General features: G+C 30.1%; 22 protein-coding genes. 21 read left to right on the forward strand and 1 reads right to left on the reverse strand.

Annotation, left to right across the window (positions count from 1 at the left end; genetic code table 11):
• The first annotated feature begins 17 nt into the window (after positions 1-17).
• The 8 genes from alr to DWV06_RS11660 all read left to right on the forward strand — a co-directional run bounded on the left by alr (position 18) and on the right by DWV06_RS11660 (position 9,749).
• Entirely contained in the window at positions 18-1,181 is a 1,164-nt protein-coding gene (gene alr / locus DWV06_RS11625) for an alanine racemase (RefSeq protein WP_115482352.1), read from the forward strand.
• A 126-nt stretch (positions 1,182-1,307) separates the two neighbouring features.
• Positions 1,308-1,655, forward strand: a complete 348-nt coding sequence (locus DWV06_RS11630; protein WP_115482506.1) for a type II toxin-antitoxin system PemK/MazF family toxin — start codon at positions 1,308-1,310, stop codon at positions 1,653-1,655.
• A 331-nt stretch (positions 1,656-1,986) separates the two neighbouring features.
• Positions 1,987-2,715: a YebC/PmpR family DNA-binding transcriptional regulator gene (locus tag DWV06_RS11635; RefSeq protein WP_115482353.1), complete on the forward strand. Its 729-nt coding sequence runs from the start codon at positions 1,987-1,989 to the stop codon at positions 2,713-2,715.
• Positions 2,716-2,729: 14 nt separating this feature from the next.
• Positions 2,730-3,647 (forward strand): CFI-box-CTERM domain-containing protein, encoded by a 918-nt coding sequence (locus DWV06_RS11640; RefSeq protein WP_115482354.1) that lies wholly within the window; start codon positions 2,730-2,732, stop codon positions 3,645-3,647.
• A 13-nt stretch (positions 3,648-3,660) separates the two neighbouring features.
• The gene (locus tag DWV06_RS11645; protein ID WP_115482355.1) at positions 3,661-4,944 is read left to right on the forward strand and encodes an O-acetylhomoserine aminocarboxypropyltransferase/cysteine synthase family protein; all 1,284 of its coding nucleotides are present in this window, start codon (positions 3,661-3,663) and stop codon (positions 4,942-4,944) included.
• Positions 4,945-5,181: 237 nt separating this feature from the next.
• Positions 5,182-5,604: a MarR family winged helix-turn-helix transcriptional regulator gene (locus DWV06_RS11650; RefSeq protein ID WP_115482356.1), complete on the forward strand. Its 423-nt coding sequence runs from the start codon at positions 5,182-5,184 to the stop codon at positions 5,602-5,604.
• A 16-nt stretch (positions 5,605-5,620) separates the two neighbouring features.
• A complete protein-coding gene (locus DWV06_RS11655) occupies positions 5,621-7,903 on the forward strand; it encodes an ABC transporter ATP-binding protein (RefSeq protein ID WP_115482357.1) in 2,283 nt (760 codons plus the stop codon).
• Positions 7,904-7,913: 10 nt separating this feature from the next.
• Entirely contained in the window at positions 7,914-9,749 is a 1,836-nt protein-coding gene (locus DWV06_RS11660; RefSeq protein ID WP_115482507.1) for an ABC transporter ATP-binding protein, read from the forward strand.
• Here the strand turns inward: DWV06_RS11660 and DWV06_RS11665 are convergent.
• Entirely contained in the window at positions 9,746-10,705 is a 960-nt protein-coding gene (locus tag DWV06_RS11665) for a transporter (RefSeq protein WP_115482358.1), read from the reverse strand. The genes DWV06_RS11660 and DWV06_RS11665 overlap by 4 nt on opposite strands.
• Positions 10,706-10,879: 174 nt before the next feature.
• Between DWV06_RS11665 and DWV06_RS11670 the strand changes: the two genes are divergently transcribed.
• The 13 genes from DWV06_RS11670 (at position 10,880) to DWV06_RS11730 (ending at position 25,366) form a co-directional block, all read left to right on the forward strand.
• Positions 10,880-11,809 (forward strand): helix-turn-helix transcriptional regulator, encoded by a 930-nt coding sequence (locus tag DWV06_RS11670; protein ID WP_115482359.1) that lies wholly within the window; start codon positions 10,880-10,882, stop codon positions 11,807-11,809.
• Positions 11,810-11,862: 53 nt separating this feature from the next.
• The gene (locus DWV06_RS11675) at positions 11,863-12,231 is read left to right on the forward strand and encodes an MmcQ/YjbR family DNA-binding protein (protein WP_115482360.1); all 369 of its coding nucleotides are present in this window, start codon (positions 11,863-11,865) and stop codon (positions 12,229-12,231) included.
• Between the two features lie 241 nt (positions 12,232-12,472).
• Positions 12,473-13,906, forward strand: coding sequence for a ribosomal protection-like ABC-F family protein (gene abc-f / locus DWV06_RS11680; RefSeq protein ID WP_115482361.1), 1,434 nt, complete (start codon positions 12,473-12,475; stop codon positions 13,904-13,906).
• A 79-nt stretch (positions 13,907-13,985) separates the two neighbouring features.
• Complete coding sequence (locus tag DWV06_RS11685) at positions 13,986-16,670, forward strand: YfhO family protein (RefSeq protein ID WP_115482362.1); 2,685 nt, start codon at positions 13,986-13,988, stop codon at positions 16,668-16,670.
• A gap of 151 nt (positions 16,671-16,821) precedes the next feature.
• Complete coding sequence (locus DWV06_RS11690; RefSeq protein WP_115482363.1) at positions 16,822-18,270, forward strand: aminoacyl-histidine dipeptidase; 1,449 nt, start codon at positions 16,822-16,824, stop codon at positions 18,268-18,270.
• 111 nt (positions 18,271-18,381) lie between these two features.
• Positions 18,382-19,266 (forward strand): M23 family metallopeptidase, encoded by an 885-nt coding sequence (locus DWV06_RS11695; RefSeq protein ID WP_235828951.1) that lies wholly within the window; start codon positions 18,382-18,384, stop codon positions 19,264-19,266.
• 57 nt (positions 19,267-19,323) lie between these two features.
• Positions 19,324-20,037, forward strand: a complete 714-nt coding sequence (locus DWV06_RS11700; protein ID WP_115482364.1) for a pseudouridine synthase — start codon at positions 19,324-19,326, stop codon at positions 20,035-20,037.
• Positions 20,037-20,714, forward strand: a complete 678-nt coding sequence (locus DWV06_RS11705; protein ID WP_115482365.1) for an HAD family hydrolase — start codon at positions 20,037-20,039, stop codon at positions 20,712-20,714. Before DWV06_RS11700 ends, DWV06_RS11705 begins: the two co-directional genes overlap by 1 nt.
• Positions 20,704-22,599, forward strand: a complete 1,896-nt coding sequence (locus tag DWV06_RS11710; RefSeq protein ID WP_115482366.1) for a YgiQ family radical SAM protein — start codon at positions 20,704-20,706, stop codon at positions 22,597-22,599. Before DWV06_RS11705 ends, DWV06_RS11710 begins: the two co-directional genes overlap by 11 nt.
• Before the next feature lie 27 nt (positions 22,600-22,626).
• Entirely contained in the window at positions 22,627-23,202 is a 576-nt protein-coding gene (locus tag DWV06_RS11715) for a hypothetical protein (protein WP_115482367.1), read from the forward strand.
• A 32-nt stretch (positions 23,203-23,234) separates the two neighbouring features.
• Positions 23,235-24,185 carry an RluA family pseudouridine synthase gene (locus DWV06_RS11720; RefSeq protein ID WP_115482368.1) on the forward strand — a complete coding sequence of 317 codons (951 nt, stop codon included), beginning with the start codon at positions 23,235-23,237 and terminating at the stop codon, positions 24,183-24,185.
• Between the two features lie 19 nt (positions 24,186-24,204).
• Positions 24,205-24,813, forward strand: a complete 609-nt coding sequence (locus tag DWV06_RS11725; RefSeq protein ID WP_115482369.1) for a histidine phosphatase family protein — start codon at positions 24,205-24,207, stop codon at positions 24,811-24,813.
• 19 nt (positions 24,814-24,832) lie between these two features.
• On the forward strand, positions 24,833-25,366 hold the full coding sequence (locus DWV06_RS11730; RefSeq protein WP_115482370.1) for a Holliday junction resolvase RecU: 534 nt from the start codon (positions 24,833-24,835) through the stop codon (positions 25,364-25,366).
• Positions 25,367-25,457 lie beyond the last annotated feature (91 nt).

Here is a 25,457-nt window from a genome sequence, read left to right on the forward strand (position 1 = left end):
AAATATGGAGGCAAAAAATGTACAGTAGAGTATTTGCAACAATTAATCTTGATGCAGTAAGAAGTAATTTTAATCAAATGAAAAGAAACATAGATAATAATTGCAAAATCATGGCAGTTATAAAAACAGATGCTTATGGTCATGGTGCGATACAGATCGCAAACGAATTTCAAAATGAAGAATATTTATATGGTTTTGCAGTTGCTACGGTCGAGGAAGCTCAAATTCTGATTCGTCACGGTATTTATAAGCCTATATTAATATTAGGCTATGCGTTTCAAGAACATTATGAAGGTATAGTGAAGCATAATATCCGGTCAACGGTTTTTAAATATGAAACGGCACAACTTCTTTCTGAAGAAGCAGTGAAACAAGGGAAAGAAGTAGCAATTCATATTGCGGTTGATACCGGGATGAGTAGAATAGGATTTCAGGTAGAAGAAGAAAGTGTAAATATCATATCTAAGATTCATCAGCTTAGAAATCTAAAAATTGAGGGGATATTTACACATTTTGCGAAAGCTGATGAAGTAGATAAAGAATTTTCATTTCAACAAATTAATAAATTTAATAAATTTACTAATTTGTTAGAAGAGAAAGGAATTATAATACCACTAAAACATAGTTCTAATAGTGCCGGAATTATAGAAATAAGAGAAGCCAATATGAATATCGTGCGTGCCGGAATTTCAATTTATGGGTTGTGGCCCTCTCAAGATGTCACAAAAGATGTTATCAAATTAACTCCTGCGTTAGGTTTGAAGAGCCATATTGTTCATGTGAAAAAACTTCCTGCAGGACGTTCTATTAGTTATGGTGGAACTTATGTTACAAAAACGGAAGAAACGATTGCCACAATACCGATTGGTTATGGAGACGGTTATCCCAGGGGTCTGTCCAATAAAGGATATGTACTTATTCATGGTCAAAAAGCTCCTATTCGCGGAAGAGTCTGCATGGATCAATTTATGGTTGATGTGTCGGGAATTGATGATGTGAAAGATGGAGACGAAGTGGTATTAATTGGGGAGCAACAGGGAGAATATATCACAGTGGAAGAATTGTCAGAACTTTGCGGTAGATTTAATTATGAATTTATTTGCGATCTTGGAAAACGTATTCCACGAGTGTTTTATAAAAATGGAAAGATTGTTGAAAAAAAAGATTATTTCAATGAGTAGATAATTTTTCAGCAACTTTTTTAGATAGAGAGAAAATATTGTAGATAACATACCTTAATTACCAAGTATACACCCGAGAATGTAGGAAATAATAAAGAAAAGCGAAAAATCGGAGTGTGAGATTTGGTGGTTATTAAAAGAGGCGATATTTTCTATGCTGATTTAAGACCGGTAATTGGGTCGGAACAAGGTGGAATCAGGCCAGTTGTTATCATACAAAATAATATAGGAAACAAACATAGTCCAACGGTAATTTGTGCTGCAATCACATCGAAAATGAATAAAGCAAAATTACCTACACATATTGAACTTGATTCCTCAAAATGTGAAATAGTAAAGGATTCCGTTATCTTACTGGAACAGCTAAGAACAATTGATAAGAAAAGATTAAAAGACAGAGTATGTCATTTGGATAAAGAGATGTTGGAAAAAGTGGATAAGGCTCTGAAAATCAGCTTAGAGTTAGATACATAATACTTGACTAATGCTCTTTAAAATGATATATTTCATATAATTTGTTATAATTAAAATTGGCACACTTTGTACTTTGTTCCTGTATTTTATTTTGAACGAGGTACGAGTGTACATGTTATTTTATTTATCAATGATAGTCAAATACATATTATACTTTTAAAAAGTATTTTTATTTATGCTTAAAATTAATTTCTAAAAAGTTTTAAGCAAAATGACAATACTTTTTTATTTATATTTATTATATCTATACAAGTAATATCTTGCCACCAAAAAGAAACAATGATAGAATTAAAAATAGTGACGAAAAAGTATTAGAAAGAGGAGCGGAAGTATGTCAGGACATTCAAAATTTGCGAACATCAAACATAAAAAAGAAAAAAATGATGCGGCAAAAGGAAAAATATTTACAGTAATCGGAAGAGAAATTGCAGTTGCAGTAAAAGAAGGTGGAGCGGACGCAAATAATAATAGTCGTTTAAGAGATGTGATTGCGAAAGCCAAGGCAAACAATATGCCTAATGATACCATAGAACGAGGAATAAAAAAGGCTGCTGGAGATGCTAATTCTGTTAATTATGAATATGTATCCTATGAAGGTTATGGTCCAAATGGAACAGCAATTATTGTAGATGCCTTAACAGATAATAAAAACAGAACAGCAGCAAATGTAAGAAGTGCTTTTACTAAAGGGAATGGAAATGTTGGAACACCAGGATGTGTTTCTTATATGTTTGAGAAAAAGGGACAGATAATTATTGATCGAGAAGAATGTGAAATAGATTCAGACGAATTAATGATGTCAGTATTAGATGCCGGAGCAGAAGATTTTATAGAAGAGGAAGACAGTTTTGAAATTATAACAGATCCTGATAATTTCAGTCAGGTAAGGCAGACAATAGAAGATATGGAGCTTCCCATGGTAAATGCTGAAATAACAATGATTCCAGAAACATGGGTAGAGCTTACGGATGAAACAGCAATTAAGAATTTACAAAAAACATTAGATTTATTGGAAGAAGATGATGATGTGCAGGCAGTTTACCATAACTGGGATGAATAAGAGGTGAAAAAAGAATGGGATTTTTAAAAGGAACATGTCCAAACTGTAAAGGAGAGTTACAAATTCCAGAAGAGTTAGATAAAGTTATTTGTATGTATTGCGGAGGAGAAATATTAAAGTGTGATGCTTTGAATCAGAATAAAGAAATTCTAAATGATCCGGAATATTTGAATGAGATTAAAGAAACAAAAGAAAAATTTTCTAAAACACTTTTTGAGTTAAATGATCCAATGAAAAATTTTAACAAAAAAGAATATAAATCAGAATTTCAAAAATTTTATTCACAAAACGAAAAAACTTTAGTAAAAATTGAACAGTTATATCAAAAATCACCTGTAAAAGATCAATTACTAAAAGAGTTTGCTGATACATTTTTAGAAGCTGTTAAAGATGCTTTGGCTAAGCAAAAAAGTAAAAGAAAAGCAGACGATGCATTATTAGACTACAATATGATTTTGGCTGTTTATTTATTTCCAGCTATATTGGAATTAGAAGGAAGCTCATCTCAACCATTGGCACAAACAGTTTTAGATTGTTGGAAAGAAAATTTCCCAAAAACAAATTTAGCTTTATCTTCTTTTGAAAACATTAATGAAGGATTCAATAAAAAATTTTGTTATATAACAACTGCAGTCTGTGAATCTTTAGGTAAAACTGATGACTGTTATGAATTAACATTATTAAGAAATTATAGAGATTTATATTTACAAAAACAACCAAATGGTGAAGAAGTAATTAAAAAATATTACGATATTGCTCCTACAATTGTTAAACATATTAATAAACATCCTGATAATAAAATAATCTATAAAAAAGTATGGGAAGATTATCTATATCCATGTATACAGTGTATTGAACTAGATCAAAATAAAAAATGTATGAAGATTTATACTGATATGGTAGAAATACTTGAAAAAAAATATTTTATGTAGCCGGAGGTACGAAATGAGCAAGGATTATTCGATAGAAACTAAATGTATACAATCAGGCTGGAAACCGTCAAAAGGTGAGCCGAGAGTATTGCCAATTTTTCAAAGTACCACATTTAAATATGATACAAGTGATCAAATGGGAGCATTGTTTGATTTAGAAGATACAGGTTATTTTTACACACGTCTTCAAAACCCCACAAATGATTTGGTAGCAGCTAAAATAACAGATTTAGAAGGCGGTTTTGCTGGAATGTTGACTTCATCCGGACAGGCAGCTAATTTTTATGCAGTATTTAATATATGTGAAGCAGGGGATCACCTTGTATGTTCGTCTACTGTTTATGGTGGTACTTTTAATTTGTTTGATGTTACAATGCGTAAATTGGGAATTGACTGTACTTTTGTAAATCCTGACTCCAGTCCAGAAGAATTAAGGAAAGCATTTAAACCAAATACAAAAGCAGTTTTTGCTGAAACAATTGCAAATCCTGCATTGGTAGTTTTAGATATTGAAAAATTTGTAGATTTGGCGCATGAACATGAAGTTCCCTTAATTATTGACAATACCTTTGCAACTCCGATTAATTGCAGACCTTTTGAGTGGGGAGCAGATATTGTTACACATTCTACAACAAAATATATGGATGGTCATGCAATGTGTGTTGGTGGCTGTATCGTTGACAGTGGAAATTTTGATTGGGGTAAAAATCCGGAAAAATTTCCCGGATTAACTTCACCGGATGATTCTTATCATGGCATCATTTATACTGAAAAATTTGGAAAAGGAGCTTACATAAATAAAGCAACTGTACAATTAATGCGTGATTTAGGGTCTGTTCCCTCACCTCAGAATTCATTCTTACTTAATGTAGGTCTTGAAACTTTACATTTGCGTGTTCCAAGGCATTGTGAAAATGCTTTGAATGTAGCAAAATATTTAAAAAATCATGAAAAAGTTGCTTGGGTTAAATATGCAGGACTTCAGGAAGATCAATATTATGCACTTGCCCAAAAATATTTACCGAATGGTACATGTGGAGTCTTGTCTTTTGGATTAAAAGGAGGAAGAGAAGTTTCCGTTTCATTTATGGATAAATTAAAATTAGTTGCAATTGTTACGCATGTTGCGGATGCGCGTACCTGCGTTTTACATCCGGCCAGCCATACACATAGACAATTAACAGATGAACAATTAGTAGAAGCAGGAGTAGCACCTGATTTAATCCGTTTATCAGTAGGAATAGAAAATGTTAACGATATTATAGCAGATTTGGAACAAGCTTTAGCTGAGATATAACAAATATATAGTAATAATTATAAGCTCAAATATAACAGATTGTTAGTTAAGAGATTTATACTTAATTAATGGTCTGTTTATTTTTTTATGTTAAAAAAAAATATTTAAATCTTGAAAAACAATATAAATAAATGTCATTTAAAAAATAAAAATAAGATAATATGTAAATAAGGGATTGACAATCAGTTAAAATAGTTGTACATTATAAAACAGAAAATTAGTAAGGAGGCTAACTAATTGAATCAATATGACTCTAAATATATGTTAATACGTTTATTGTGCATTATGAAAATAATAAATAATAAAACTTATAATCAATCTTTTGAACCGAAATTATATCCAGGGCAACCACAGATTTTAGTATTTTTAAAGCATAATCAGGGTATTTCACAAAAAGAATTATCAAAGAAACACAAATCAAGACCCGCATCAATATCAGGTATTTTACAAAAATTAGAAAAACAAGATTTAATAAAAAGAGAAACAGATATTAATGATAAAAGGATTTTAAGAGTTTATCTTACACCGACCGGTGAAAAATTGGCGAATCAGGCAGATGAATTTTTAAATCATATTTCAGAGATAATGTTTAAAAATTTTACAAAAGAGGAAAAAGAATGTTATTTGAATATATTAGATAAGATATCCAATAACTTATAACTAGGAAGGAGTAAACATGAAAGAATTCAGAAAAATTTTAGCGAAAACGAAAGTTTCAATTTTGTTCGTAATTGTACTACTGATTATACAGGCGGCTTGTGATTTATCACTTCCAGCTTATACATCAAATATTGTTAATGTAGGTATACAGCAAGGAGGAATAGATTCATTAGTGCCTGATGCAATTCGAAAAAGCGAAATGGATAAAGTACTTTTATTTACAAAAAAAGAGCAAGAGGACATTTTGCAATATTATAAATTTTGCTCAAAAGAGAATTTAAGCAAGGAAAAATTTAGTTCATATAAATCAAAATATCCTATTATTGAAAAAGAAGGAATATATGTTTTAAAATCAAATCTAGCAAAAGAAGAAAAGAATAAAATAGAAGCAAAGCTTAAAACTCCTATGTTAATCACTTATATGCTTTCAGCGGATATTAGTCAATTATCTGGAAAGAATTCTGAAAAAGAGAATGGCGATGCGATGAAAAATTCTTTTTTGCAGTCTATTCCAGAAGGAACTGATGTTTTTGCAGTAATTACAAAAATGCCAGAAGAAAATATTAATGAGCTGGTAAAAGAGTTTGAAAAAAAGTTTGATTCTTTAGGAAGCAGTATAACGAAGCAGTTTGGGATTTCTTATTTAAAAGGTGAATATAATGCTATAAATATGGATGTAAAATCGATTCAAATAAAGTATATTGTGTTTACAGGGCTTAAGATGTTATTGGTTGCATTATTAGCAATGGGTACTACGATATTAGTCACCTTATTAGGGGCTAAAATTGGTACAAAAGTATCGAAAGATTTGAGAAGTAGTGTCTTTTCTAAAGTATTACATTTTTCGAATCAAGAACTTAATAAATTTTCAACATCATCTTTAATTACTCGTTCAACAAATGATATTCAACAGATACAAATGCTGCTTGTTATGATGGCACGTATGATTGTTTATGCACCTATTATTGGAATTGGAGCGTTAATTAAAGTGACCAGGACAGGAAGTGATATGTTTTGGGTTATTGGAGTTGCAGTAGGTGCAATGCTATTGCTAATTCTTATATTGATGCAAGTAGCTATGCCTAAGTTTAAACAAGTACAACAATTAGTAGATAAGGTAAATCAGGTCGCACGAGAAATTTTGACAGGACTTCCGGTTATTCGAGCTTTTAATACAGAACGTTATGAAGAAAAACGTTTTGATGGTGCCAATAGAGACTTGACAAAGGTTAACTTATTTGTAAATCGTGTTATGATGTTCATGATGCCGACAATGATGTTTATTATGAACGGAATAAGTATACTTATACTTTGGGTTGGAGCGGATTCCGTAAATAAAGGTTCAATGCAGGTAGGAGATATTATGGCATTTATTCAATATACCATACAAATAATTATGGCATTTTTAATGCTTTCACTGATGTCAATTATTTTACCTAGAGCGATTGTTTCGGCCAAACGTATTTGTGAAGTTTTGGATACAGAAGCAACAATCTTGGATCCTGATGATACAAAGAGTTTTGATAATAGAGATCGAGGTTACGTGGAATTTAAAGAAGTTTCTTTTAGATATCCAAAAGCTACGGAAAATGTTTTAAATCATATTTCATTTACTGCAAAACCAGGTGAGACGACTGCAATTATCGGAAGTACAGGCAGCGGTAAATCAACGTTAATTAATCTAATTCCAAGGTTATATGATGTTACAGAAGGAATGATAACAGTTAACGGGATTGATATACGAGAAATTTCGCAACATAATTTGAGGGAGAAAATTGGATTTGCACCTCAAAAAGCATTATTATTTTCAGGAACTATTGAATCAAATATTGCTTATGGAAAAGATAACATATCAGATGAAGAAATTCAAAAGGCAGCAAGAATTGCCCAAGCATCTGATTTTATCGATGAAAAACCAGAAAAATATAAAGATTCTATTGCTCAAAATGGAGATAATGTATCCGGAGGTCAAAAACAAAGATTAGCAATAGCCCGAGCACTTGCAAAAGATGCTGATATTTTTATTTTTGATGACAGTTTTTCAGCATTGGATTATAAAACAGATAGGATATTAAGACAAACTTTAAAAAATGAATTAAATGATAGAACAATAATTATTGTTGCACAAAGAATCAGTACTGTTATTAATGCAGATCAAATTGTAGTACTTGATGAGGGAAATATAGTAGGAATGGGAAAACATAAAGATCTTATAGAAAGCTGTGAGGTGTATCGTGATATAGCTTATAGCCAATTATCTGAAGAGGAATTAATGCAAGGAGGTGGAGTAATTGCCTAATCAAAAAAGAATGTCAAAAAACAGACAATCATTTGGACATGGACCAGGTGCAATGATGCAGGGAGAAAAAGCCAAAAACTTTAAAGGTACTATGGCCAAATTAGGAAAATATTTAGCGAAATATAAAATTTCAATTCTTTTAATAGTAATTTTTTCGATTGGAAGTACGATATTTGCAATTATTGGTCCTAAAATACTTGGGAATGCAACGACTGAATTGTTCAATGGTGTAATTAGCAAGTTTTCAGGCGGCAATGGAATAGATTTCGGTAAATTACATCACATATTACTAATGGTTTTATTACTTTATATTATAAGTACATTATGCTCATATGTACTCGGATATTTTATTTCTACTATATCTCAGAAATTAACTTATCAATTGAGAAAAGAATTGTCAGAAAAAATAAACCGAATGCCTATGATATATTTTGATAAAAAAACACATGGTGAAGTTCTTTCTGTTATTACCAATGATATTGATACTTTATCTCAAAGTTTAAGTCAAAGTGCAATACAAATGATTACATCAATATTATCAGTAATAGGAATTTTAATCATGATGTTTTCAATTGATTGGATTATGACATTAATTGCATTGTTAGCTCTTCCTATTTCCATGTTACTTATTAGTATAGTAGTTAAAAAATCTCAAAAGCATTTTAAGAATCAACAAATTTTTCTTGGCAACGTAAATGGTCAGGTAGAGGAAATTTTCAGTGGCCATAACATAGTTAAAGTTTTTAATGGAGAACAAAAAGCAATTAATGAATTTGAAAAATCAAATGAAAAACTATATGATTCGGCATGGAAAGCACAATTTTTGTCTGGTCTTATGATGCCTGTAATGACTTTTATTGGAAATCTCAGCTATGTAGCAGTCGCTATTATTGGCGGGTATTTTGCCATAAAAGGACGAATCACGGTTGGAAATATACAATCTTTTATTTCCTATACAAAAAGTTTTACGCAGCCATTAGCACAAATTGCCCAGGTATCCAATATGCTTCAATCAACTGCAGCAGCAGCGGAAAGAGTATTTGAGTTTTTAGATGAACAGGAAGAAGTACAAACAGTTGAAAATCCAAAACATATCTCCCAAATTCAAGGAAATGTAGAATTTAAAAATGTTAAGTTTGGTTACAATCCTGAAAATGTTATTATTCATAATTTTAATGGAAAAATAAAACAAGGTCAGAGAATTGCTATTGTAGGTCCAACTGGTGCAGGTAAAACAACAATTGTAAAATTATTAATGCGATTTTATGATGTAAATGATGGAGCCATTTTGTTAGATGGAAATAATATTCAAGACTTTAACAGAGGAGAGTTACGTCAATTGTTTGGTATGGTTCTTCAAGACACTTGGCTATTTAACGGAAGTATTATGGAAAATATACGATATGGAAATTTAGATGCAACTGACGAACAGGTTATCGAAGCAGCAAAAGCAGCATATGTTCATCACTTTGTTCAAACATTACCGGATGGTTATCATATGGAATTAAATGAAGAAGCGAATAATGTATCGCAGGGACAAAAACAGTTATTAACCATTGCGAGAGCAATCTTAGCTGACCCTAAAATATTAATTTTGGACGAAGCAACAAGTTCAGTAGATACACGAACTGAAATTCATATTCAAAAAGCTATGAATAATTTAATGGAAGGCCGTACCAGTTTTATTATTGCTCATAGATTATCTACCATACGGGACGCAGATCTAATCTTAGTAATGAATAATGGTGATATTATAGAACAAGGTAATCATAAAGATCTATTAGAAAGAAATGGCTTTTATTCACAATTATACAACTCTCAATTTGAGCAGATAGAAACGGCCTAATAAATAAATTTTAAATACAAAATTCCATAAAGAATGGAAATGAAAGCAGTCATTATTTTTACGATCAAATATTTGATCATAGAAAAATGACTGTTTTTTACCATGGAAGCAGTTTGGAAGATGCAGGAAATTCCGCCAAATGATACACAAAATAGTACAAACAAAAAATGAATCTGGAAAGATGTATTTAATGATGAGATGTATGAAATGCCATTTGTCATCTCTAAAAATCCTATTATAAGTGTTTTTAAATAATAAAAGTCTTTCAGTATGATTTCTACCATTTTTACTATAATAGAAAATAAAATAATATAAGCACCAAGCTTTAATATGGTATCAACACCATTCATTACACAACTATCTAATATCTCAAAGGGAGAAGTATTATCATTTAAAGATTTCAGCACCTTCTCTTTTGAATCCCATTTTAAGGACTTATAAAAAAATTTTCTTAAAACAATCCCAATTGTTATTGAAGTTGATAGTAATATGATAAAAATTGGTAGAAACAAATTTTCATTTTTAAAGCAATTGATTGCTACGCAATTCAAAATAAATACAGGACTTGCCTGGTTACAGAAAAGAAATAAATATTCCCCTTCATTTTTAGAAAGTTGACGATCAACAACCAAATCATTAGCTATTTTTGCTCCCATTGGGTAACCAAAAAGAAATCCTGCTAAAACACAAAAACTACCTTCGTTAGAAAGGTCAAATATCGTTCCAATTATTGGTTTAAATAAAAAGGAAAAATAGTCTGCAATGTGAAAACGTATAAATATACCTGAAATAATTGCAAATGGAAGAAGAGCCGGAATAATCATTCGAAACCACAAAACCAGTCCATTAAGTGCCGCATTAAAAGATTCCTTCGGAAACAGTAATAAAAAGAATAGAAAAAAAATGAGACTGCATACAAAAAGACAGTTAAACACGGAGGTTTTTAAAAGATTCATATTATTTTACAGCTCCTCAAAAAGATATAATTCTAACATATGCAATTTGAAATTAATATTATGCTGAATTGTATCTTACTTGTTTTTCTGATGTTATTGCCTATTTCGACATAGTAAATTATAATAAATAAGAATAAATGAAACAATATAGAGAAAAGTAAGTAGGTGAACAAAATGAAAATTGACCGTTTAGTTGGAATCGTTTTCATATTATTACAAAAAGGTAAAGTAACAGCTCCTTACCTTGCTGAAAAATATGAAGTATCAAGAAGGACGATAAACAGAGATATCGAAGATTTATGTAAAGCCGGGATTCCTATTATAACAACCCAGGGAATTCATGGCGGGATATCTATTTCAGATGACTATAAAATTGATAAGACGTTACTTACTTCAAAGGAAATGCAGGCAATTTTAGCTGGTATCAAGAGTTTAGACAGTATATCAAATTCTAGTATGTATAGAAAACTTATGGAAAAATTAAGTCATGATATAGAATATAAAAAAGAATCCATTTATGATTCCAGTGGACATATATTAATTGATCTGTCATCTCATTATAAGAGTACAATAGCCCCCAAAATTGAAAGTCTGCGTAACGCAATTGATCAGAATCAAATGGTTGCTTTCAATTATTATTATGAAAAAGGAGAGAATAAAAGAGTAATTGAACCTTATTTACTTATATTTCAATGGGCAAATTGGTATGTATGGGGATATTGCATCAAGCGTAAAGATTTTAGATTATTTAAATTAAATCGTATTTTACAGTTACATATTTTAGAAGAATTCTTTTTTGCACGTCCAATAAAATCTTATGAAAAACAGATAGAACAATACTTTAGAAATGAAATACATTTTATTGCCAAGTTTGACGCTGATGTTAAATGGAGATTAATTGATGAATATGGTATCGATAGTTTTCAAGAATTAGAAGATAATACACTTATTTTTGAGTATGATTTCAGTAATAGAGAATATCTGCTTCGATGGATTCTAAGTTTTGGTAAACACGTAGAAATATTGGAGCCTGCTGATTTTAAAAAAGAATATCAAGAACAAGTATTACAAATGCAAAATAAATGTATGAAATATGACAGTTAGTTGTCGTGTTTTACGTGTTATATTTAAAAAAATATTAAATTGGAGGAAAAATAATGAATTATCCATGGTTAGACAAGTTTTTATTATCACATAAAGGAACAAAGAAAGATTTTAAGGTAGAATGGCAATGGACTCGATATCTTGTTGGTGGCAAAATGTTTGCTGCAATATGTAAAAACAATAACGGTAATGATACCATTGTAACTTTAAAACTAGACCCTTTGGATGGAGATTTTCTAAGAAAACAATTTGAAGATATTAATCCTGGTTATTATATGAATAAAAAGCATTGGAATTCTGTCAATTTGGATGGAGATGTACCAGATGAAATTTTAAAGGATATGGCAGATAAATCTTATCATTTAGTTTTTAATGGATTAAGTAAAAAACTGCAAAATGAAATTAAAAATTCCATTGACTAAATTGGATATTTTTACTATACTGATAGCAGAATAAGAATAAAAGGTGGTATTTATAAATATGAAGAGATAATGATTGAAACATTAAAATGATAGTTCACTAGACTTATATATTTTTATAAGTTGAATTTTTATGTCATTTCGTTCAGTCATTATTTTAACATCATGTTTTTTTGCAGAGTTATTCTGCGTATATTTTTGTTGTTAAATCCTTTCTGAACGAAAGTTTAAGGAGGGTTTTTTTATGCTATTATTGGGACAGAATATAGTGAAAGAATATGGGATACAAACTGTACTGGATATTAAAAAGTTTGAGATCCATGATGGCGATCGAATTGGTCTTATAGGACCTAATGGTGCTGGTAAAAGTACATTTTTAGATATTTTGTGTGGTGAAATCCCATATGAAAAGGGTATGATAAAATGTAATTGTGATATAGCAAAGATATCACAAAGAGGAGAATCCGATGGCATTTCGGATGGGAAATTTTTGAGTCAAATGAAGTTAAGTCAAAGTATGCTTAAGAGTGGAGGAGAAAAGACCAGATTAGCAATAGCATCTGCCTTTTCAAAACATGCAGCACTTTTATTGGCAGATGAACCTACTACAAATTTAGATGTAAATGGAATACAAACGCTGGAAAACATGCTGATAGGTTATAAAGGTGCTATCGTTCTAGTATCTCATGACAGAAAATTATTAGATAAAGTCTGTAATCAGATCTGGGAATTAGAAGATGGAGAATTAAGAATATTTCCCGGTAATTATAATACATGGATGAAGCAGAAAACACGAGAAAGAGAATTTGCAGAATTTGAATATGGGAAATATCGTAATGAAAAGAAACGTTTAGAAAAAACGATGAGGCAAGTCAAACAGGAAGCTCAAAAAATTAGTAAGACTCCCAAGAAAATGTCTAGTAGTGAATGGATGCTTTATAAAGGGAATGCTTCCATAAAACAAGGTCGTGTTCAGAATAGAGCAAAGGCTTTAAAAAGCAGAATGGAACAACTAGAAGAAAAGGAGCGGCCGAAGGAATTACCGAAAGTATCTATGAAATTTGGAGAACAGCAGAAAATGAAAGCAAAAGTTGCTGCAAGAATAGATGGTCTCTCAATAGGCTATGATAATAAAGTTATAGTTAAAGATGTGAAAATTCAAGTATTAAGTGGAAAAAAGACGTTTCTAACAGGTGATAATGGCACTGGGAAGACATCTATAATACGATGTTTAATGAACCATGAAGATTACACCTTTATTACATCAGAAGCCAAAGTAGGATATTTTTCACAGAATCAAGAAAATTTAGATTTAGAGAAGACAGTACTTGAAAATGTAATGACTACAGCAATTGTTCCTGAACATATCTGTAGAGCAGTGTTAATTAACCTTTATATGAGAGAAAATGATTTTTCTAAAAAGATTGCGATTTTATCAGGTGGAGAACGTGTAAAAACTGCTATTGCTAAATTATTAGTTTCAGGTTGCAATTTCATTATTTTGGATGAACCGACGAACCACCTTGATATTTATGCAATGGAAGGGTTAGAAAAGTTATTGCTTGAATATGAAGGGACTTTATTAATTGTGAGTCATGATAGGAAAATGATAGAGAATCTCGCAGATTTCATTTATGAAATAAAAGAAAATCAAATATTTAATATTGACAAATTTTAGAAGGATAGATTATGATAGATTCATCTTTTTTTAACATGTAATAGCTTTATATATTTAAGCTGGAAGGAGAACTACATTAATGAGTAACAAAGATATCATAGTTAAAAAATCAGCCAGAAAATACTTTATTAGTTATACAATACTTTTTGCATTTATGGCTTGTATTATATATATATATTTTATTTTAAAAAACAGGTCATTTGTCTGGCATATGGATGGTTTGACACAACATTTACCAGCTTTGACCTATTTAGGCGGCTGGTTGAGGCAGATATTCAAGAATATTTTTGTTAATCATTCTTTTGTTATCCCTATGTGGGATATGAGTATCGGCTATGGTTCAGATATTATAACTACATTACATTATTATGCACTAGGAGATCCTTTAAATATATTTGCAATTTTTGTACCTGCTGCTAAAATGGAATATTTATATAATATTTTGATTATAGTTCGACTTTATTTAGCTGGAATTACGTTCTCTATTTATTGTAGAAGCCGAGGAAAAGATAATTTTGCAATCTTAGTTGGTGCTATTATTTATGTTTTTTGTGGTTATGGTATGTCTGTATCAGTAAGACACCCATATTTTATTAATCCAATGATTTACTTTCCGATTCTCTTAATAGGAATAGAAAAAATTTTCAAAAAACAGAAACCTTATTTATTTATTATTGCTACAGCTGTTTCAGCAATTAGTAATTTTTATTTCTTTTATATGTTGGCAATATTAATTTTTCTATATGCAGTTTTTCGTTATGTTATTCTTTTTAAAAAGATTGAGATAAAAGAATTACTGAAATGGGTAATGAAATTTAGTGGTTATTTTTTGATTGGAAGTTGTATTGCCATGATTATTTTTTTACCCAATGCAATGTTAGTTGTCGGCTCAGCTAGGTATGGTGCTGCAAAAACAATCCCTTTATTATATTTAGAACAACAATATTATAATACATTCCTCAGCTTTATCTCCGCAAAACATACAAGTGCCTATACGCATTTGAATTTTTCTACTATGGCTTTAGTATCTATTTTTGTTTTATTTACGCAAAAAAAAGATAAATTGGCTCTTAAAATAGGTTTGTTATTAACTACCATTTTTTATTTATTCCCATTTTTTGGATTTCTGTTTAATGGATTTTCATCAAGTCAGAATCGCTGGATTTGGGGTTATGCATTGTTAGTAGCTTTTATTTCTGTTGATATGATACCTAAATTCTTTGAGCTTAATAAGAAAGATAAGAAAATTATTTTTATTTTTACTATTTTATATACAGGATTATATCTTTTTATAACAAGCAGGTTATCAGTAGATTGTTATAAATGTGTCTGTTCCGCATTAGGTATTTTAGTTATTAATGTTATACTTATATTAATGATTGGTAATGTTTTAAAATCCAAACGTTTTATCCAAATTTTAATTCTTGGCATTACCTGTATTGGGATTGGAATAAATGCTTATTTTATCTTTTCAGAAAATCAAGAGAATTATGTGAGTGAATTTAAAGAATCCGGTAAGGCATATAACCAAATCATGAATTCACCTAGCAGTTTGGTGAAAAATATAAAAGATGATTCAGTATTTCGTTATGATCAGGATAAAGGTAATAAACTTGTATATAATTCTTCAGTTTTAGAGAATTTATTTGGTGTTGGATATCGATTTAGTATGGCAGATGGTAATATCAGTAAATTTTATGAGGAGAACTTTATTAATACACCAAGAGACTATTCATATTCTACATTAGATAATCGAACAATTTTAGATACTCTTGCATCTGTAAAATATTTTATAATAAAGAATAACAGAACGAAAGATTTACCTTATGGATATAAAAAGCTAGTTACATCAGAGGTTGCCAATAAAAAGGGTTATCAAGTTTATACTACAGATAATTATCTGCCTTTGGGATATACTTATGAGAATTATATTTCGAAGGAAACGTATGACTCATTATCAGTAACGCAAAAGCAGTGGGCTTTTTTACAAGGAGTTGTACTTGATAAAAAAATTAACAATATGAAAGAATCAGAATTATCATTTACTGATAAAAAAGTAGATTATACAATAACCCCTGATAAAAATACCAAGATTATTGGTAATAAAATTATCACCTCAAAGAAAAACTCTACTGTAACATTAAATTTTAAAGGATTAAAGAATAGCGAGACTTATCTTGTTTTAAATAAAATCGGTGTTTCTAAAGAGATGATTAGTGGAAAATACAAAATAAAAGTTGAAGGAGAAAACGAAAATAAAGTAGTAGAACTTTTAACGGAAAGAGAACGAGCTTATTGTGGCCGTGACAGCTTTTTATGTAATTTAAACTATAATCAAAAAGAAAGTAATCAAATAAAAATGACTTTTTTAAAACAAGGAGAGTATAGTTTTGAAGAATTGGCTGTTGTTTGTCAGCCGATGAATGGTTTTGAACAAGCTGTTAAAAAATTAAAGGAAGATACTTTAAATAGTATAAAAATAGATACTAATAAAATATCTGGTACTATTACTTTGGAACGATCAAAATTTTTGGTTCTTTCTATTCCTTATAGTAAGGGATGGACAGTCTATGTAGATGGAAAAAAACAAGAAGTTTTAAAAGCTAATTCTATGTATTTGGGAACATTTCTAGAACCGGGTGAACACAACGTAGTATTTAGATATCATACTCCTTATTTGAAAATAAGTGCATCCATTTCAATTATGGGAACCTTAGCTTTCATAATTGTATTTATTTATCATAAAAAAAGAGAGAAAGAGTGAGGTATTTCATATACTTCACTTTTTAAATTTATATTATGAATATTTTTCAAAAGAAATCATATTTTAACTATGTCCTATTATCTACATAGAAGATTGATTTTTTGGAAAAAATATGACAAAATGATTACATCAAAAAAAGAGGAGGAAAAAAATGGATAGCCTTAATAATTTAGAACCGAAATTAGTATTTCACTATTTTGAAGAAATAAGCAAAATACCACATGGTTCCAAAAACACAAAACATATTAGTGATTATTGTGTTGATTTTGCGAAAGAACACGGATTCGATTATATACAAGATGAATGGAATAATGTTATCATTAAGAAAAATGCAAGTAAAGGATATGAGGATGCTCCTACTATTATTTTGCAGGGACATTTAGATATGGTTTGTGAAAATGATAAGGACTGTAATATTGATTTTGAAAAAGATGGTTTAGATTTAAGGGTTGAGGGAGATTATGTTTATGCTAACGGTACTACATTAGGAGGAGATGATGGTATTGCAATTGCTTATTCATTAGCAATTTTAGCTTCCGAAGGATTAGAGCATCCGGCATTAGAATTTGTTTTCACTGTAGATGAAGAAATTGGTTTGATTGGTGCAACTGAAATAGATTTATCTACGTTGAAAGGGAAACGCTTGATAAATATTGATTCTGAAGAAGAAGGAATTTTTTTAATTAGTTGTGCTGGTGGTGCTAAAGTAATGTGTCAACTTCCAGTTGATTATCTTATGGTGAAAGGATTGCTTTGTGAAGTAAAGGTAAATGGTTTATTAGGAGGCCATTCTGGTATAGAAATTGATAAAAAGCGAGGAAATTCCAACATAATCATGGGAAGAATTTTACATGAACTTAGCAATATTATGCCTTTTACAATTGCGTTATTAGAAGGAGGTTCCAAAGATAATGCAATTCCTAGAGAGACAACGTCTCAAATTCTAATAGATGTTAAAGATCAAGAAAAATTTAAATCATTAATTGAAAAATATGATAAAATTTTGAAAAATGAGTTCAAGACTAGCGATCCAGATGTAACTGTTACAGGAGTTATTAAAGAACAAAGTAAAATAGAAGTCTTGACACCAAAATCAAGGGAACTGGTTCTTTTTTTATTAAGAAATATACCAGACGGAGTACAAGAAATGAGTGCAGATATCAAAGGACTTGTAGAAACTTCGTTAAATGCAGGCATCATAACATTAGGACATGAAACATTTTCATTACATTCAGGTCTAAGAAGTTCAATCGAAACGAAGAAGGATGAGCTAATAGAAAAATTGAAATATCTGACTGAATTTTTAGGAGGAGAAATTTCAGTTAGTGGAATATATCCTGCATGGGAGTATCGTAAAGAATCTCCTTTACGTGATTTATTCATTGAAGTATATAAAGAGCAATATCATAAAGAACCTGAGATCAAAGCGATACATGCTGGATTAGAGTGTGGTATTTTCTCAAATAAAATAAGTGATTTGGATTGTATTTCTTTTGGTCCGAATATAGAAGGAATTCATACTACAAATGAAAAATTAAGTATATCATCAACGAAAAGAGTTTGGGAATTTATAATAGAAGTTTTAAAGAGGTCTAAATAAATATATATTGGTAATACTGTAAAAAAGAGAATGTCATAGGAAGTCATTCTCTTTTTTGAATAGAAAGACTTGTTTTATGCATATCTATATAAAAAACAAATATGATAGCATATGAAAATAAAAAATCAAAAACATAAAATCTCAAAAAATAAAATTTATTTCTTTCTATTCATTGTTTTACTTATTTTTATTACAATGATTACATCTTCCTTACAGAGAAGTGCAAAGCTATTTAATATTCAAATAAAATCAAATCAATCTTCAGAATTTAGAGAACAATGCATTTCTGTATCCAATATAGAAATGTTAAAAAAGGTGAATTTCGAAGAGTTAGATTTCTTTGAAGAAATTACTTTGGCAATGCTCGGAAATCAATATGATTTATCCAAAAAAATAGATAAAAATGATTTAAAGCAATATAAGAATTACTATTTTAAATTAAAAAAATATAGACAAAAAGAATGGAAATCCCTTGTTAATAGTTATAAAACGATTTGGAGTGATCTAAAATACTTTCCAATTCCTGATTCAATCAGTAATAAAAATGCAAAGGTTTCCTTTGAAGATACATGGTTTTGTGAGCGTACTTATGGTGGAGAACGTCATCATGAGGGTACTGACATTATGGCAGGAATACAAAAAAGAGGTTATTATCCTGTATTAAGTATGACAGATGGAATTGTAGAAAAAATGGGCTGGTTAAATATGGGCGGATATAGAATAGGAATCCGAAGTAATCATGGTGCTTATTTTTATTACGCTCATTTAGAAAGTTATGCTTATCATCTCAAAGAGGGTGATAAAGTCAAAGCAGGTCAATTAATTGGATATATGGGAGATACAGGATATGGTGAAACAGAAGGAACAAAAGGAAAATTTCCGATTCATTTACATTTAGGTATTTACTTTAATCCGAATAAGAATTCTCAATTAAGCGTTAATCCTTATTGGATCCTTAAATATATAGAAAAATATAAATTGAAATATTCATACTAGGAATGAAATAATCTAGAACTTATGATATAATAAAAAAGTATAGATTAAGGAGAACGTATGTTGCGATTAGATAAATTTTTATCAAATATGAAAGCAGGATCCAGAACAGAAGTGAAAAATTGGATTCGTAAAGGTATGGTATCTGTAAATGATGTGATTGTCAAAAAACCCGAAACTAAAATAGATGCAAATGCTAAAGTTTTGTTAAATAATAGAGAAATCTCTTTTGTTTTTTGTGAATATTATATGTTGAATAAACCGGCAGGAGTAATATCAGCCACTTCTGATTTTAAACAGCCAACAGTTGTTGACTTAATAGAGAGTCGACAGAGGACTGATTTATTTCCGGTCGGTCGATTGGATAAAGATACAGAAGGCTTACTTTTAATCACAAATGATGGGGTATTAGCTCATAATTTATTATCACCTAAAAAACATGTTAACAAAACATACTATGCCAAAATTGATGGAATGATAACGCAAGAAGATAAAGAGACTTTTTCAAAAGGAATAAAAATTGGGGAGAATGAGATGACCAGACCTGCAGAATTAGAGATTCTTACCACCGGTTCTATTTCAGAAATATTACTCACGATTCATGAAGGGAAGTTTCATCAAGTGAAAAGAATGTTTCATTCTATTCAAAAAGATGTATTATATTTAAAACGTATCTCTATGGGACCAATAAAATTAGATGAAAATTTAGCTGTAGGTGAATATCGCCTCCTTACTCAAGAAGAGATAGATTTACTAAAAGGAGTATCGAATTAATGTTACAAAATAAAAAAGCCGCAATTTTTGATTTAGATGGAACGCTTGTTGATTCCATGTGGATGTGGGAAGAGATTGATATAGAATTTTTAAGTTCCAGAGGTTTAGCATTACCGGAGAGCCTTCAACAAGAAATTGAAGGTATGAGTTTTACAGAAACAGCATTTTATTTTAAAGAATTTTTTAATTTGGAAGAAAGTGTTGAGGAGCTAAAACGAATTTGGAACCAGATGGCATATGATAAATATGTTTCACAGGTACCATTAAAATCGGGAGCCAAAGAATTTTTAAATTATTTAAAGGAAAAAAATTTCAAATTAGGGATTGCTACGAGCAATTCAAAAGAATTAGTTATGGCAGTTATCGATGCACATAATTTAAGGAGTATGTTTGGCTGTATCATGACTTCATGCGAAGTCAATAAAGGAAAACCGGCACCTGATATTTATATAGAAGTGGCAAAAAAACTTGAAGTTCTTCCAGAAGAATGTATTGTATTCGAAGATATTCCTATGGGGATTTTGGCAGGAAAAAATGCAAATATGGATGTTTGTGCTGTTTTTGATGAATTTTCGAAAGATCAAGAAGATAAAAAATATCGTTTAGCTAACTATTATATAAAAAGTTATCATGATATACAAAATAAAACATATGAGGTTTTAAAGAATGAAAAATGACTTCCTGCCTATTTCTAAGGCAGATATGAAAGAAAGAAATATAGAACAGTTAGATTTTGTTTATGTAATTGGAGATGCCTACGTGGATCATCCATCATTTGGACATGCTATTATTAGCCGAGTCTTAGAAGCAAATGGTTATACGGTTGGAATCATTTCACAACCTGATTGGAAAAATGATAAAAGTATTCAAATACTTGGAGAACCTAAATTAGGATTTATTGTAACGGCAGGAAACATGGACTCTATGGTAAACCATTATTCTGTTTCAAAGAAAAAAAGAAAATCGGATTCCTATACTCCAGGGGGCATTATGGGAAAACGTCCGGATTATGCAACTATGGTATATTCAAATTTAATTCGTAAAGTCTACAAAAATATTCCTATTATCATTGGAGGGATAGAGGCAAGCTTAAGACGAATGGCACATTATGATTATTGGTCTAATAAGGTGAAACGCTCCATTTTATTAGATTCAGGTGCGGATCTTATTTCTTATGGAATGGGAGAACGCTCCATTGTAGAAATTGCTGATGCATTAAAAAGCGGTATTCAGGTCAAAGATATTACATTTATTGAAGGTACTGTATTTCGTACAAAAGATATTTCAGTTGTTTATGATGCAATAACGTTACCGTCTTATGAAGAAATTGTTGCAGATAAAAAGAAATATGCCAATAGTTTTTACACACAGTATGTTAATACAGATCCATATACAGGACAACCATTAGCAGAACCCTATAATAATGGGATTTATGTTATTCAGAATCCTGCATCAAAACCATTATCTCAGTCAGAAATGGATCGTGTATATTCGTTGGCTTATATGAGAGATTATCATCCGAGTTATAAACAACTTGGCGGAGTTCCGGCAATAGAGGAAGTTAAATATAGTTTAGTCAGTAATCGTGGATGTTTTGGCGGTTGTAATTTTTGTGCTCTTACATTCCATCAAGGTCGTATTATTCAGACAAGAAGTCATGAATCAATTATGAATGAAGCAAAACAATTTATATGGGAAGATGGTTTTAAAGGTTATATTCATGATGTTGGTGGGCCGACAGCGAACTTTAGACATCCATCTTGTGAAAAACAATTATCGACAGGTGTTTGTAAAGAGAAACAATGTTTATTTCCTGCTCCATGTAAAAATTTAAAAATCGATCATCAAGATTACTTAAAACTGTTACGAAAATTGAGAGAATTACCAAATGTAAAAAAAGTATTTATTCGATCAGGTATTCGTTTTGATTATCTGATTCATGATGATGATAATAAGTTTTTTAATGAATTATGTGAGCATCATATCAGTGGGCAGTTAAAGGTAGCACCTGAACATATTTCGGACAAAGTATTAATGAAAATGGGGAAACCAGGAAATCATATTTATAAAAAATTTGAAAATAAGTTCAAACAAATTAATCAAAAACTTAACAAAAAGCAATATCTGGTTCCTTATTTGATGTCGTCTCATCCCGGATCTACATTAGAAGAAGCAATTGAATTGGCAGAATATTTACGTGATTTAGGGTATATGCCGGAGCAGGTACAAGATTTTTATCCTACACCGTCTACTATTTCAACTTGTATGTATTATACCGGATTGGACCCTCGTACTATGGAAACAGTTTATGTACCTGCTAATCCTCATGAAAAGGCTATGCAGCGTGCGTTAATACAATATCGAAATCCCCAAAATTATAATTTAGTATTAGAAGCATTATTAAAAGCAAATAGAACGGATTTAATCGGTTACGATAATAAATGTTTAATCAGGCCCAAACAACAAGGAAAATTTCCTTCAAAAAAATCGCAGAACAAACAGGAAAATAAACCGAAAAAGAAAAAAACAATTAGAAATGTTCATAAGAAAAAAGGCAACTAGAGAACAAATAATCAGAAAGGATTCAAAATGTTTAGAAATAAAAAAGGAGTTTATGGATATATAGACAAAAAGAAAATAATTGAAGCTGTTTTTACTGTTATATTATTTGGAATAGTTCTTTCTATATTTTTGATAGGGTATTTTACTACGCATACGCGTGCCAATTTAATGACAATTGCTGCCGTGTTAGGTACTTTGCCAGCCGGGAAAAAAGCAGTGGATTTTATAATCGTCTTGAAATATAAAACATTTGAAAAAAAATCTTACGAAAAATGCTTACAACATGAAGGAAAATTAACCTGTGCATATGATATGATTATTAGTTCCTATAATGGTTTAATGCCTTTAAATGCGGTTGCAATATCCGGCAATACTGTTGTTGGATATACCTCTGCTCAAATAGACGATCAAAAACTTTCAAATCATATCAAGGAAATTTTATTAAATAATAATTATAATAAGGTTTCAGTTAAAGTTTACCAAAAGTTAGATGTTTATTTAAATCGTTTAGATGAAATGAATAAACATTTAAATTCTGCTGAAATACATAAGGATGAACAAGAGAAAAATATAAAATCAGTAATATTAGCAATCTCTATTTAATAAAAGTTTATGAAAAGTACGAGGAAAGTAAAATGAAATCAATTATTGTTTCGGAGAATGAGGCAGGACAACGTTTAAATAAGTTTCTTAATAAATATTTAAATGAAGCTCCTAACAGTTTTATTTATAAAATGCTACGTAAAAAAAATATTACATTAAATGAAAAAAAGGCATCCGGAAGTGAGAAGCTTGAAAGAAATGATATTATTAAATTATTTCTTTCAGATGAAACGATAGATAAATTTTCTAATAATAAGTTTAAAAAAGTGCATGCAAATCTTAATATAATTTATGAAGATTCTCATGTACTTTTTGTAAATAAACCAGCAGGAATTTTATCTCAAAAGGCTAAGGATACGGATGTTTCTATTATAGAACATATATTGTCCTATTTAGTTGAAAGTAATCAATTAACTTTAAACGAGCTCCAAACCTTTAGACCTTCTATTTGCAATAGGTTAGATAGAAATACCAGTGGATTTATGATAGCCGGTAAATCTTTATTAGGACTTCAAGTTATGAGTCGTATTATAAAAGATAGAACGGTACAAAAGTTTTATCGAGCTATTGTAAAAGGAAATGTAAAAGAAGAAAAATATTTGAAAGGCTATTTGGTAAAAGAGGAAAAGTTAAATAAAGTTAATATTTATAGTAAGTCTATATCAAATTCTAAATATATTGAGACGAAATATATACCTGTTTATCATACAGAAGAGTACAGTATTTTAGAAGTAGAACTTATAACCGGCCGCTCCCATCAAATAAGAGCACATTTAGCATCTATAGGTCACCCTATCATAGGAGATGACAAATATGGTGATGCAAAAGTAAATTTATTTTATAAAAAACATTCAGGTATAAATCATCAGTTACTACATTCTTATCGTATCGTTATACCTCAATTAGAAGAATTACCAAATCTTTCTAACAAAGAATTTATTGCAAAAGAACCTGAATATTTTGCACAATTTTATAAGAAATAAGAAAAGGAGTTAACCTAAGATGAGATTATATTTAGTAAGACATGGAGAAACCGATTGGAATAAGAAAGGACTGATTCAAGGTTCCAGTGATATACCGTTAAACGAATATGGACGAGAATTAGCAAGAATTACTGCAAAAGCTTTAAGAGATATTAAATTTGATAAAGTTTATGCAAGTCCATATATAAGAGCTTATGAAACGGCTCAAATTTTATGTGAACATCATAAAATTCCTATTATAAAAGATTCTAGAATAAAAGAATTTAATTTTGGAAATTATGAAGGAAAATCCATAGAAATCTTAAGAACAGATAAAAGATATACAGAATTTTGGAAATGTTTTTCGAATCCGGAAGAATATGTAGCAAAAGATGGTGCTGAAACTTATGATGCATTTTTGATTAGAATAAAAAGTTTTATAGATGAAATCATCATTCCTAATCAGAATGATTCTGATAACATATTAGTTGCAGCACATGGTGCAGTCATACGTGGTTTTTTATATTACATAAAAAAAGAAAGCTTAAAGAATTTATGGAATACACATCAAAAAAATTGTTCTGTTAATATTATTGATGTAAGAAATGATACATTTACATTAATGGAAGAAGGAAAATTATTTTATTAGAATATAAGTAGGAGGTCATATGCCAACTTGGAATTCAAGAGGTCTTAGAGGATCTCACCTTGAAGAAATTATAAATCGGACAAATCAAAAATACAAAGAAAATAATCTGGCACTAATTCAGAAAGTACCAACACCGATCACTCCTGTTAAGATAGATTCAAAAAGCAGACATATTACCTTAGCATATTTTGACCAGAAAAGCACCATTGATTACATAGGAGCTGTACAGGGACTTCCTGTATGCTTTGATGCAAAAGAATGTGCTGTTGATACTTTTTCACTTCAAAATATACATGAACATCAAGTTGAATTTATGGAAAAATTCGAACAGCAAGAAGGAATTTCTTTTCTGCTGATTTACTATTCACATAAAAATATCTTTTGCTATTTAACATTTAAAAAATTAAATGAGTTTTGGAAAAGAGGAAAAAACGGTGGAAGAAAGAGCTTTCGGTTTGATGAATTAAACGCTGATTATCTTTTTGAATCCAGTAACGGTTATTTTATACCTTATCTTGAGTTTTTACAAAAGGATTTAGATTCAAGGGATTGACATTCTATAGAGGTTATCATATACTTAAGTAAGTTTAGTTTGCTACCTCTCTAATATGGTAGCGATTTACTATAATAAAGTAAAGGAGCTA

Source organism: Anaerosacchariphilus polymeriproducens (genome assembly GCF_003363435.1).
Classification (GTDB): Bacteria; Bacillota; Clostridia; order Lachnospirales; family Lachnospiraceae; genus Anaerosacchariphilus; species Anaerosacchariphilus polymeriproducens.